This is a genomic window from Sneathiella sp., assembly GCF_002694385.1.
Taxonomy (GTDB): Bacteria; Pseudomonadota; Alphaproteobacteria; order Sneathiellales; family Sneathiellaceae; genus Sneathiella.
Genome location: NZ_NZMB01000021.1, coordinates 20,788 through 33,084, shown reverse-complemented (window position 1 = coordinate 33,084; position 12,297 = coordinate 20,788). Strand labels below are relative to the sequence as shown.

Sequence of the window (12,297 nt, the reverse complement as noted above, 5' to 3'; positions counted from 1 at the left end):
TCTATAGCGTCAGGATACGCCGCGCCTCATCGAGGCTGACCGGCTCCGCCGCCAGCAAGGCACTGGTCGCCGCATCATCAAACGCCGCCTCTTCTATTGCCATAGGATTGCCCGAACCCAGCTTGTGATCAATCACCATGCGCGACAACAGAAGACGACGTGCATCGCCCCCTTCCCGGCCGAGCATCGTGCCCTCATTGGCCATCAGGGTTGCCGTTGTGACATGATACAGCGCTGTAGACGCCTTGCGGGCATGGGTTTCAAGGCCCCGTTTCGCCACTTCATCGGCAAACCGCACGGCCTGATCCACCAGCCCCTTGAGCTGACCCGCGAACTGTCCCGGCAGTGTATCGTTTGTGGCAATGATATCATTGAGATCCTCACCAAGAGCTTCATGCGCACCGCTCCGTCCGATGGCCCGCGTGGTGACATCCAGCGCATTGATATTGGACGTCCCTTCCCACAATACGCCAAGATGGGCATCGCGGACGAGACGGGCGTTGACCCAGTCCTCGATATAACCATTACCGCCGCGCATCTCCATCGCGCCGGTTGCCACCCGGATATTGTCCCGCGCCGTGCGGTATTTGAGAAGCGGCGTCAGGATGCGCAGACGCTTGGCTGCGGCTTCATCTCCGGCTTCCCCCATTTCAAGGCTGTTCGCCACATACATGAACATGGACAGCGCCTGTTCCGTCGGGACCATCAGCTTCATCAACTGACGGCGCAGCAGGGGTTTATCGATCAGCGTCCCACCGAATGCCCTGCGGTAATTTGCAATAACCAGTGATTCATTGAGGCAGCGGCGCATCATTGCCGCCGCCCGCACGCCATGCGACAACCGGGAAAAATTAACCTGGTCCATCATCATTTTAAGACCGTTATTGGCCTGTGGGCCGACCTTGCCAAGGGGATAGGCCGTCGCGCCATCAAAAATAATCTCCCCCGACGCCATCGAGCGCGTGCCGAGCTTGTCTTTGAGCCGCACGATCCGATAGGGATTGCGGCTGCCATCCTTGCGGTGCCGGGGCAGCGCAAACAGGCCAAGGCCCGCATTCCCCGCTGGCGCGCCTTCCGGACGGGCAAGCAGCAGCGCCACATCGCCATCCGCGCAGGAGCAGAACCACTTCTCCCCATACAGCTTCCACTCCCCGTCTTCATGGCGGGCTTCAAGCGCAATATTAGAAACATCGGAGCCGCCTGTCTTCTCCGTCATGAACTGGGCGCCTTTCAGGATCGTTCCCATATCCTGACTGTACATACGCTCCAGCAGCAGTTCTTTCGTTTCCTCGTCCGCATAACGCTCGATCAGCATGGCTGAGGTATCAGTCACGGAAATCGGGCAAAGCTGGCCGAATTCGGACTGACCGAAGAGATACTGGAAGACATATTTGCCAATCGGCGGAACAATACCCGGCCAATCGAGAATACCCTCACGATGTGACATGCAATGAAGGCCGAATTCACCAAACCCCACCTCTTCCATGCGACGGTAGGACGGATGAAATTCGATCCAGTCCTCATTCCGCCCGCGGCCATCACGCGCATGCAGTACGGGTTCGTGACGATCGGCCTCCCGCGACCAGTCGTCCAGCGCATTGCCCGCAATCTCACCAAGACGGCTGTAATGCGGCGTCATATGGTTGCGCAGCGCCTCGGGCATGTAGACCCGAAGCAGGCTTTTCAGGCTGTCATCAATCTCGAAGAAATTAAGGCCATGACAATCCGGCGCCACATAGTCAGACAGCTCTTTCGCGTCAACTTCCTGCTTTTGATAAAGATAACCCATTTCATCCCCGTTCGTTTGTACCGGCCTCAACGCCGCTTGTTTGTTAAGGGTATACTGCGCCGTTTTGCAGGGATGGACAACCGATTATTCAGCATAGTATAATTGAGAAAAACTCAATCAATATGTGGAATGGAATGCTTAATCTTCCCTCATCTTATGGGCTCAGGGCATTTGAAGCCGCCTGCCGATATTTGAGCTTCAATCAAGCAGCCGAAGAACTTGGCGTAACCCCGGGCGCCGTCAGCAGGCAAATTCAGGCGCTGGAACAATATCTTGGCAAAACCCTGTTTCATCGCCACCACAAGCGGATCGAACTGACGGCTGTCGGCCGCCAGTATCTTGCCGAGATTACCCTGCCGCTTGAGAAAATCGCAGCCGCTTCGGCCCGATTGCGAAGCGAGACACGTCGCAACGCGGTTTCAATTTGTGCCTACCCCACCTTTGCGCTGCGTTGGCTCATCCCACGCTGGGCCAATCTCTATGAACGCCATCCGGATATTGATGTCCAACTGATCACCTCCCTTAACCCGGCGGATTTTGAAAGGGATGATTTCGACCTTTCCATCCAGGTGCTGCCGGAAGGGGTCAACCTGACTGGGATGCGGGTCGACAAGTTACTCGATATCGTCACCTATCCGGTTTGCAGTCCCGATATGGCGAGAAAATTCACCCGGCCGGAAGACTTGCGCCAGGCCGTACTGCTGCATGAAAGCCCGCGCCCCACCGATTGGCCCCGCTGGCTCAAGGAAGCGGGAATTACCGATATAGACACGAACAAAGGCCTGCATTTTGAAAGCGCCAACATGGCCCTGCATGCGGCGGAAAACGGCCTGGGCGTGACCATCGGCATTGAAGCGCTGGTGCGGGATTCCATCGCCAGCGGGCGCCTTGTGAAACTCTTCGATGTCGTGCGGCACTCCAGCCAACCGTTCCAGCTTGTCTCCTCCGCCCGCAAGTCATCGCGACCAAAACTCACCGCCGTGCGCGAATGGATGCTTGAGGCCGCCGGACAACCCGTATAAAATCTGCGACGAAACAAGGAATTAACCCGCTCAGCATCCGTTTGAGCGGGGATCAGGAGAAGTGGCGGCCATGACCTGCTTGCAAACCGACGGCATTTTTATCGGCAAGACCGATGATGGAACGGGGGAAAATGAGTATCTGCCGCTTAAATGGGGGAACCGTCACGGGTTGATCGCCGGTGCGACCGGTACTGGCAAGACGGTGACGCTTCAGGTGCTGGCGGAAGGCTTTTCGGCCGCAGGCGTACCCGTTTTTCTTGCCGATATCAAGGGGGACCTTTCCGGTATCTGCCGACCGTCGGCAATGGAAGATTTCCTTGCCAAGCGAGCGACCAAGATCGGGTTTGCCGATGAATATGCGGCGACCTCCTTCCCGACCGTTTTCTGGGACATGTTCGGCGAGCAGGGCCATCCCGTCCGCACGACAATTTCCGAAATAGGTCCCCTGCTGCTCTCGCGTATGCTGGAGCTCAACGATACGCAGGAAGGCGTCATGAACATCGTCTTCCGCGTCGCCGACGATCAGGGCCTGCTGCTGCTCGATCTCAAGGATCTGCGTGCACTTCTCGGGGTTGTCAATGAACAGCGCGCCGAGATTTCCGTAACTTATGGCAATGTCTCCCCGCAATCCATCGGCGCCATACAGCGCGCGCTGCTGAGACTTGAAGATCAGGGCGCCGACAAATTCTTTGGCGAACCCGCGCTGGACCTCAACGATTTCATGCGTACCGACCGCGAAGGGCGCGGTATGATCAATATTCTTGCAGCCGACCGGCTGATGAACTCCCCCCGCCTTTACGGCACCTTCCTTCTCTGGATGCTGTCGGAACTGTTTGAGGAATTGCCGGAAGCGGGCGATGCCGACCGGCCGAAGCTTGTCTTTTTCTTTGATGAGGCGCATCTGCTGTTCGATGATGCGCCAAAGGCCCTGCTTGATAAGGTCGAACAGGTGGTACGGCTGATCCGCTCCAAGGGCGTTGGCATCTTCTTTGTTACCCAAAGTCCCGATGACATCCCGGATTCGGTTCTCGGCCAGCTTGGCAACCGGGTGCAGCACGCGCTGCGCGCCTTCACGCCCAAGCAGCAAAAGGCGATCCGCCTTGCCTCCCAGACCTATCGTCCGAACCCCGCTTTCGAGGTAGAAGATGTCATCACCGCGCTTGGCGTGGGCGAGGCTCTGGTCTCAACGCTGGAAAACAAGGGCGAGCCATCCATCGTACAGCGGACACTGATCCGTCCGCCATCATCAAAACTCGGCCCGGTCAGCGACACCATTCGCAGCGCTGTGCTTAAAGAAAGTCGTCTCGGCAATAAATATGACGAAACGATTGATAATGAATCAGCCTATGAAATCCTGCAGACGCGGGCCGAAAAAGCCGCAAAAGCAGCCGCCGAGTCAGAAGCCGCTGCCGAGGCGGAAAAACCCAAGCCCGCCGCGCGGAGTTCAAACCGCCAGAGCGTCGGCGAAGCCGCCATGAAATCCATCGCCAGGGCCGTCAGCTCCTCTCTCGGTCGAAGCATTGCAAATGCGCTGGTGCGTGGTATCCTTGGCGCGCTGAAACGAAAATGAGCCTCAACTATAAAGGACGGCGCGCACCAAACGCCGACAAGGAATGAAAGCCATCATCATCCCCGTTACCCCCTTCGCCCAGAATTGCAGTCTGATTTGGTGTGAAGAAACCATGAAAGGCGCCGTGACCGATCCGGGGGGCGACCTCGACCGCGTGCTGGAAGCCGCGGAGCAACAGGGCGTGACGATCGAAAAAATCCTGGTCACGCATGGACATCTTGATCATGCCGGCGGAACGGAAGAATTACGGCGCAGGCTGAATGTGCCCGTTGAAGGCCCGCATAAAGATGACCAGTTCCTGATCGACCAGTTGCCGACGCAATGTGCGAAGTATGGCTTCCCCCCCTCCTATGTCTTCACGCCCGACCGCTGGCTCGACGATGGCGATAAGGTGACCGTGGGGAATGAGGAATTTTCCGTCGTCCATTGCCCGGGGCATACGCCGGGACATGTGGTCTTCGTCAACGAGAAGGCCCGCATCGCCATTGTCGGCGATGTGCTGTTCCGCGGGTCCATCGGGCGCAGTGATTTCCCGCGCGGTAATTATGACGATCTGATCGATTCCATCCGCAACAAGCTTTGGCCACTGGGAGATGACATCACGTTCATTCCCGGACATGGCGACACCTCGACCTTCGGGTGGGAGCGGAAAACCAACGCCTTCGTTGCCGATCTGATTTTCGGCTGAAGCTTCTGCATATATCGCCGACTTCCACCTCTGGATACAGCGGCAAGGCTATGACACGATCCGTGATGCATCACCCTGCCCCATACATTTTCCGAATAGTCGGCAGCATAAAGTCAATTTTACCTATGGATTATTATCCGTTATTCAGAAACCATCGCGACGAGAAATTGCTGGAGCAAGATCGACGCAAACTGGGAGGAACATCATGAAAAAGTTTTTCGGCCTATCCCTGATGGCCGCTTTCGCCATTGGCGGAGCAATTGCGGCACAGGCGGCGGAAGTCACCCTGACCGTGCATCATTTCCTGAGTCCGAAAGCCCCCGCACAAACGAAAATGCTGGAGCCCTGGGCCCAACGTGTATCGGAGGCCTCAAACGGGCGGATCGAAGTCAAAATCTTTCCATCAATGTCGCTTGGCGGCAAGCCGCCGGAACTCTATCAGCAGGTCCGGGACGGCGTGGTCGATATCGTCTGGACGCTGCCCGGGTATACGCCAGGCGTTTTCCCACGCACCGAGGTTTTCGAACTGCCGACAGTGCATAAGGGTGATGCCCGCGCCACCAATGCCGCCATTCAGGAAATTTTCCCGATGATCGCCGAGGATTTCAAGGATGTGAAGCCGCTGCTGGTGCATGTCCATGCGGGCAATGCCCTGCATACGACATCAAAGAAGGTGACGTCCCTCGCCGATGTCAAAGGCATGAAAATCCGCACCCCGTCGCGCACCGGCGGCTGGATCCTTGAAGAATGGAGCGCCGATCCGGTCGGCATGCCGCTTCCCGATCTGCCGCAGTCGCTGTCCAAAGGGGTTGTCGAAGGCGCCCTTGTGCCCTTTGAAATCTTCCCGCCCATGAAACTCGCCGAGCTGACGAAATACTCCCTTGTGGGTGGCAATAATGAACGTTTCGGCACTTCCACCTTCCTGTTCGCCATGAACAAGGACCGTTACAACAAGCTGCCGGATGATTTGAAAAAAGTCATTGATGACAGTATTGGTGCCGCCTTCTCGGAAGAGATGGGCGTGGCCTGGAACGATGTGGAAAAACCCGGTGAAGGCATGCAGGAAAAATCCGGCGGTGAGATTATCGAGCTGGACGCCGACGCCAAAGCCGCCTTTGACACCGCGGGGGAAAAGGTCGTCGCCAAATGGATAGAGGAGGCGAATTCCCGCGGGATTGACGGCAAAAAGCTGGTTGAGGAGGCCCGCAAGGCAGTGGCTCATCACAGCAACTGACGCAAAGCGCCAACCGATGAGAGGGTGATGAATGTCGACGACTCTGGACCGGATCGTTTCCGGCTGGGCCCTGCTGGCCGGCATTCTCACACTCCTTGTCGTTCTGGTGACGACGCTCAATGTCACCGCCTTCGGACTGGACAGGATCGCGCGTCTGTTTGACGCAAATGTCAGCGGCCTTTCCGGCTATGAGGACTTTGTCCGCCTCGCGCTCAGCGCCATCGCGCTGATGTTTTTCCCTTACTGTCAGCGCCGGAAAGGCCATGTGGCGGTTGATCTGTTCGCCGACCGATTTCCGAGCGGCCTGCAACGGCTGCTGGAGAAACTCATCCTGCTGCTGACAATTGCAACGGCGCTGTTCCTTGCCTACTGGATGACGCTCGGCATGGTCTCCTCCTATCAAGATTTTGCGCTCTCACCCATCCTTGGCTGGCATAACTGGCCCTTTTATCTTCCCGGCATCCTCTCGCTGATCCTTTGGGCTCTGGTAGTGGCCGTGCAGCTTGGCAAAGGGGAATAGACGTGGGCGGCGAAGCAATCGGGCTGCTCGGTCTGCTGGCGCTGTTTTTGCTGCTCGCCCTTCGCTTTCCGGTCGGCCTTGCCATGCTGCTCGTGGGGATCGGCGGCAATTATGCCTTAAGCCTTGCCCTCCCCTATCTGCGGTTCGAACCCTATCTTCACCAGTTCAAAAGCCTGCTGTGGAATTCGGTCGCCAATTATGACCTGTCTGTCGTCCCGCTGTTCATCCTGATGGGATATCTCGCGGCCAATGCCAATCTCAGCCGCGACCTATTTNAGGGCGTCAATGCCTTCTCGGGCAGATTCAGGGGTGGCGTCGCCATGTCGGCCATCGGCGCCTGCGCNGGCTTCGGNGCCGTCTGCGGCTCGTCACTCGCCACCGCNTCNACCATGGGNAAGGTNGCCCTGCCCGAATTGCGCCGCCTGCANTATGANCCNGGNTTNGCNACNGGCGTTCTGGCNGCNGGCGGCACNCTCGGCATCCTGATCCCGCCNTCTGTCGCNCTGGTNATCTATGCGATTATTGTCGAAGCCTCGATCCTTGAAATGTTTCAGGCNGCNATCCTNCCNGGNNTGATTGCTGTCCTGTTCTTCATCCTGACAATTTTCATTCTGGTCCGGATCAGGCCATCGCTGGCNCCGCAGGCCATGCCCATGAATAANGAGGAGCGGCGACATGCCATCCGCCGCCTTGTCCCCGTCGTGGTAATATTCGGGGCNATCATTCTCGGTCTCGGCTTCGGCCTGTTCACCCCGACCCCGGCGGCNGCCATCGGGGTTTTCCTGATCCTTGCCTATGGCCTGTACCTCCGCCGTNATGGNGAAGGNCTGACCCTTGCCAGCATCCGNGANTCCCTGCTGTCAACGGCAGTCACCAGNGGCATGATCTATTTTATCCTGTTCGGCGCGGAAGTNNTGAAAGGCTTNTTNACNCGCGCAGGGTTGCCGGAGGCATTGGCAGGCTGGGCATCNGCCAGCGCCCTTGATCCGGTCATGATCGTGCTGGTGATNCTGGTAGCGCTTATCNTTCTCGGCTGCTTTATGGATTCCCTGTCCATGATTCTGGTGGTCGTCCCGTTTCTNTGGCCGGTNCTGGTGGAAATCAATGGCGGCGATTATGCAACGGCCGNCAGCGCCGCCTTCGGCATGGGAACCGACGANCTCAANATCTGGTTCGGNATACTGGCCCTGGTTGTCATAGAACTCGGNCTCATCACGCCGCCGGTNGGGCTTAANGTGTTCATCATCAANGCCCTCGCNGAGGATGTCAGAATGACGGAAACCTTCAAGGGCGTTATGCCTTTTTTNGGTGTCGAGCTNATNCGCATCGGGCTGATCCTGTTCATTCCCGGNATCGCCCTTCTGCTNCCGCGCCTGCTTGCCGGNTAGGCCGCNGCCAGAGGGCGTATCCAGCTTCTGACCGGCTCGTCCCGCCCCCGGATGGATTGNAGGCCATTTTCAATATANCCCAGATCTGCCGCGATTTTCTCCCCACCTGCCGCCGCNACAANCTGGCTGCTGATNACNGTNTCCGCNTGCAGCTCGCGCGTNAGCGTCTCCAACCGANTGGCGACATTNACCACATCGCCCAGCACCGCATATTCAAGCCGCCGCTCCGANCCGATATTACCGAGAACAACCNTCCCGTANTGAATNCCNATTGACAGGCGGATCGGCGTCTTTCCCTCTTCCTTTCGGGCGGCATTCCAGTCCNCCACACGNCGTTGCATCGCGCGNGCGCTTTTCAGGGCATTCAGCGCATCCTCCGGCGTNGTCTCGGGNGTNCCNAATGTCGCCATCAGCCCATCNCCCAGAAATTTATCCAACGTGCCGTTATATTCAAACACGCAGCTTTCCATCCGCGCATGGAATTCCCGCAGCACGCGGACCGTTTCTTCCGGGNTTGTNGNCTCGGCCANTTTGGTGAAACCGACAATATCCGCNAACAGGACGGCGACCGGTTGCTCCCGCACCGNACTAAATGGATTNTCGAGCCCGGCAAGTCCATCCACAATATTCGGCGGAAAATGCCGTGAAAGATTGGCGCGTTCGCGCGCNGCNTCCGCCTGACGCACCAGCANCCGATTGGATCGCCANCCGCCAACNGCCAATATNCCGGCAACCAGNACAAAAATAATCAGCTCCTGTATACGGGCTTCATANACNACCTTCCCNGGATCNANCAGATGCAGCACGTCNGGATAAGGTGCAAGCAGAGTCCGAAGCTGCTCCGTGATCTCGGCGAGCTGGTTNGGNTGATAGAANGCCCAGATGCTGGCNCCCGTCCACANNAGNACCGTGAAAAACGTCACAGGCANCAATGTCCGCCAGGAATAGGCCAGCGTNGCCGCCGCCANCANNATAAAGAANTAGGGGAACCCGCCATATTTNAACTGCATGNTTGCCGACCANGCACGATCATCNAACGGATTGGGCACCACCAGGACAANGGTCATCAAGGCAAGATCAAGAAANAGNAGAAAGAGCTCGACCCGGGACCGTTCAACCCGGCCAAANTTTACCTGCGCCCAACCGATCAGGAGAAAGCCGAGAATGCAAGCTTCATAGTAAAGGACGGACCACCTTGGATTGACATAAACGAGAAANCCCGCAATCACGAGCANNGAAAGGGTCCNNGCCTGTACCGCCAGCATCAGCCCTTCGCGNTTGTTCCGCTCCAGNGCTTCATAAAGAAANCGGTTANTCGCGATTTCGGTCAGTTCTTCNGATCGNCGCCGCCAGCGCCATCTCCCCCGCNCCGTTGNCTTGGCCATGNCCNTTCACCTCTCAACACAGCAGCGCCAGCCCACTGTCNTCTTCGNTTTCNGNCNCNGGCAANCCAGNGCAANCNTCCGGAAGNTTTCCATGATAGCCGCCATCGCGAGGAAAGAAAATATTTCCTATTGCGGGNCATGTGATTAGCGGGCATTCCGACTTACAAGTTTGGTCANGCCGTCTGAGTAACGATCCAGATGGATTTCCATGGCGCCGAACTGAGTTTCAAGCTGNAGGCGAACCGGTACTATGCGGCCATCTCCGGANGGATCNCCNGCCCAGACAATCACNTCCTGCTTTTGCTCCTGATCGTAATTCCGGTTTACGGGAAAGCCGCCCTTGCGCNNNAATTCAATNCGGCATCCAATNGCGGTTCCGGAAAAGACAGAATANGCCGANGGCCTGAATGCGCGCGGNGGCACATCAGAGAGAANGGCNTCATAGCGACGATGTCCGTCAAAAACCGGCAGGNTGATNTTGCAGNCCTCTCCCCGTTCCAGNCGCTCCGACACTGTCANAATGGCGGTCATGGGATCAATGCTNTTGGTCAGGCTGGATGGATCNACGGGGGTGTATTTATCCATGTCGTCCGATCGCCCCCCGACCTTCTCCACANGCACGGAACCGTCCGGCGTGTAATCCATCGTCACGATCCGCTCGTTATTGTTCCATTTGCTTTTGTGTTGATGCTGGCGGGGCAAAAACTTGTCAAGATCAACCAGGCCCTTCGTTTCGCCGCGGGCAATCCAGTTAATCAACAGATTGAAAGCCTGATTTGTGCTGGCCGTGCTGAGGATGGTGTAATTGTGGTCGGTCTGGCTGACATCGACATCGATACTCCCCAGAAACAGCCCACCAAGATAGACGGAATAATGCAATCTTGTGTCCTGTTCCGAGGCGCGCGCGGATCCGGCCAAGAGGTATGCACCCAAAGTCATCCCGAGAAACAGGATGCATGAGGTTTTGGTCCAGATATCTTTATTTATAAACATACGCCTCCCATCCCTCTCCGCCTTTATGGAAATGGGGATACAGCGCTATGTAATCAAGCTTTTTGGCTTTTCAAAGGCATGTGAAACCACGGATCAACCGGCGAAGTATATCCAGAGCAATAGCAATCCCAGCGCCAGACGGTAGTAGACGAATGGCATAAAGCCCACTTTCTCGATCCAGCGCATGAGCAGACTGATGGAAAGAAAGGCGACGACACAGGAGATAACTGCCGCGATCAGGGCATCCATGCCGACATTCACATCGCCAACCTTGATCATATGATAGATGGCGAGAGTGCCTGCCCCGAGGATGGTCGGGATAGAGAGAAGCATCGAGAAATGCGCGCCATCGCTGCGGCTTAATCCCCGCATACGCGCCGCTGTCATCGTAATGCCGGAACGACTTGTACCCGGCAAGAGCGACAGCACCTGAAACAGCCCGATCACAATCGAATCGACCCATGTAATGCCGCGCAGATTTTTGCTGACCGGAAAATACCTGTCCGCATATCCCAGGAGAATGCCGAACAGGATCGTCGTTGCCGCCACCAGCAGAACAGACCGCAGCTCGTCCTGGAGAAAATAATACATCAGCCCGCCGACGATAACGACGGGGATAGTGGCAGTGATAATATGCCAGCCAAGACGACGCTCTTCCGCCGCCCCTTCCGACATCGGCATCAAGAATGCGCGGATGAGCTTTATGACATCCTGACGAAAATAGGTAATCACCGCAACAAGAGTGCCCACATGTACAGCAATATCAATGCTTTGCCCCTGATCTTCCCATCCGGCGAGAACGGGCAGGATCAGGAGATGACCACTTGAGGAAATTGGCAGAAACTCCGTGAAGCCCTGAACGGCCGCCAACACTAGAATATGAAAAAAGGGCATACTAACCTTTCAGGGCATCAACATAGGGGAACAGGCGCGGTTATTACAGGAGTTCCGGTTAAAATTTCGCATCCGCAGCATCGGTCACAAAAATAAATGGTGGCGGACACTATAACCTCCTATTGTTAAAAAAAAAGTTACAAATATTGGAGGACCAATGCCCCATAACGTTGATCTTTTCTGGTCATTCAGAAGCCCCTATTCCTATCTTGCTATTCCTCGTATCAAAGAAATTGTGAATGAATATGACGTTACCGTGAATGTACGGCCGGTCTATCCGATTGCGGTGCGCACCCCGAAATTTTTCAAGGACGTGAACCCGCTCTGGATTGACTATCTGATGACCGATATCCAGCGCGTTGGCGATATGAACGGTATCCCCATTTCCTGGCCTCGCCCCGATCCGGTAAAGATGAACCGGCAAACGAAAGAAATCCCGCTGGAGCAGCCCTATATCCATCGCCTGACCCATCTTGGCGTCGCAGCGGCGGAGACCGGCGACGGCCTCGCCTTCATCGACAAGATTTCAGAACTGATATGGAATGGCAAGACGCGAGGCTGGCACGAAGGTGACCATCTTGCCAGTGCCGCGGCCGCAGCAGGCTTTGATCTTGCCACCCTCGACAGCATGATTGCCGATGATTTCGACGGTTACGCCGCCAAGGTCGGAACCAATCAGGCGGCGCTGGAAGCCGCAGGGCACTGGGGTGTACCAACGCTTGCCTACAACAATGAAGCCTTTTTCGGCCAGGATCGGGTCGATGTCTGTCTGTGGCGAATGCAGCAGGATGGCCTCAGCCGCCGCAGGTAAAAG

10 protein-coding genes and 1 pseudogene are annotated in these 12,297 nt (G+C 56.5%); 7 read left to right on the top strand and 4 right to left on the bottom strand.

Annotated features, from left to right (window positions below):
- Nucleotide 1 precedes the first annotated feature (1 nt).
- Complete coding sequence (locus CMN55_RS14155) at nt 2–1,789, bottom strand: acyl-CoA dehydrogenase family protein (protein WP_293950464.1); 1,788 nt, start codon at nt 1,787–1,789, stop codon at nt 2–4.
- A 122-nt stretch (nt 1,790–1,911) separates the two neighbouring features.
- Here CMN55_RS14155 and CMN55_RS14150 point away from each other — a divergent pair, with 122 nt between their 5' ends.
- The 6 genes from CMN55_RS14150 to CMN55_RS14125 all read left to right on the top strand — a co-directional run bounded on the left by CMN55_RS14150 (nt 1,912) and on the right by CMN55_RS14125 (nt 8,211).
- The gene (locus tag CMN55_RS14150) at nt 1,912–2,811 is read left to right on the top strand and encodes a LysR substrate-binding domain-containing protein (protein ID WP_366932077.1); all 900 of its coding nucleotides are present in this window, start codon (nt 1,912–1,914) and stop codon (nt 2,809–2,811) included.
- A 70-nt stretch (nt 2,812–2,881) separates the two neighbouring features.
- Nucleotides 2,882–4,381, top strand: a complete 1,500-nt coding sequence (locus CMN55_RS14145; protein ID WP_293950462.1) for a helicase HerA-like domain-containing protein — start codon at nt 2,882–2,884, stop codon at nt 4,379–4,381.
- Nucleotides 4,382–4,424: 43 nt separating this feature from the next.
- Complete coding sequence (locus CMN55_RS14140) at nt 4,425–5,069, top strand: MBL fold metallo-hydrolase (RefSeq protein ID WP_293950461.1); 645 nt, start codon at nt 4,425–4,427, stop codon at nt 5,067–5,069.
- Between the two features lie 205 nt (nt 5,070–5,274).
- The gene (locus CMN55_RS14135) at nt 5,275–6,303 is read left to right on the top strand and encodes a TRAP transporter substrate-binding protein (protein ID WP_293950460.1); all 1,029 of its coding nucleotides are present in this window, start codon (nt 5,275–5,277) and stop codon (nt 6,301–6,303) included.
- Nucleotides 6,304–6,334: 31 nt separating this feature from the next.
- On the top strand, nt 6,335–6,823 hold the full coding sequence (locus CMN55_RS14130; RefSeq protein WP_293950459.1) for a TRAP transporter small permease: 489 nt from the start codon (nt 6,335–6,337) through the stop codon (nt 6,821–6,823).
- Nucleotides 6,824–6,825: 2 nt separating this feature from the next.
- Nucleotides 6,826–8,211, top strand: coding sequence for a TRAP transporter large permease (locus CMN55_RS14125; RefSeq protein WP_293950458.1), 1,386 nt, complete (start codon nt 6,826–6,828; stop codon nt 8,209–8,211).
- Between the two features lie 167 nt (nt 8,212–8,378).
- On the opposite strand, the pseudogene CMN55_RS17315 reads toward CMN55_RS14125, so the two are convergent.
- From CMN55_RS17315 to CMN55_RS14120, 3 genes and pseudogenes are all read right to left on the bottom strand, one after another.
- A pseudogene (locus CMN55_RS17315) lies at nt 8,379–9,221 on the bottom strand (adenylate/guanylate cyclase domain-containing protein); the annotation flags it as partial.
- A 519-nt stretch (nt 9,222–9,740) separates the two neighbouring features.
- On the bottom strand, nt 9,741–10,535 hold the full coding sequence (locus tag CMN55_RS17310) for a DUF3108 domain-containing protein (protein WP_366932083.1): 795 nt from the start codon (nt 10,533–10,535) through the stop codon (nt 9,741–9,743).
- 147 nt (nt 10,536–10,682) lie between these two features.
- Complete coding sequence (locus CMN55_RS14120; protein ID WP_293950457.1) at nt 10,683–11,483, bottom strand: undecaprenyl-diphosphate phosphatase; 801 nt, start codon at nt 11,481–11,483, stop codon at nt 10,683–10,685.
- Nucleotides 11,484–11,640: 157 nt separating this feature from the next.
- Between CMN55_RS14120 and CMN55_RS14115 the strand changes: the two genes are divergently transcribed.
- On the top strand, nt 11,641–12,294 hold the full coding sequence (locus CMN55_RS14115; protein ID WP_293950456.1) for a 2-hydroxychromene-2-carboxylate isomerase: 654 nt from the start codon (nt 11,641–11,643) through the stop codon (nt 12,292–12,294).
- Nucleotides 12,295–12,297 lie beyond the last annotated feature (3 nt).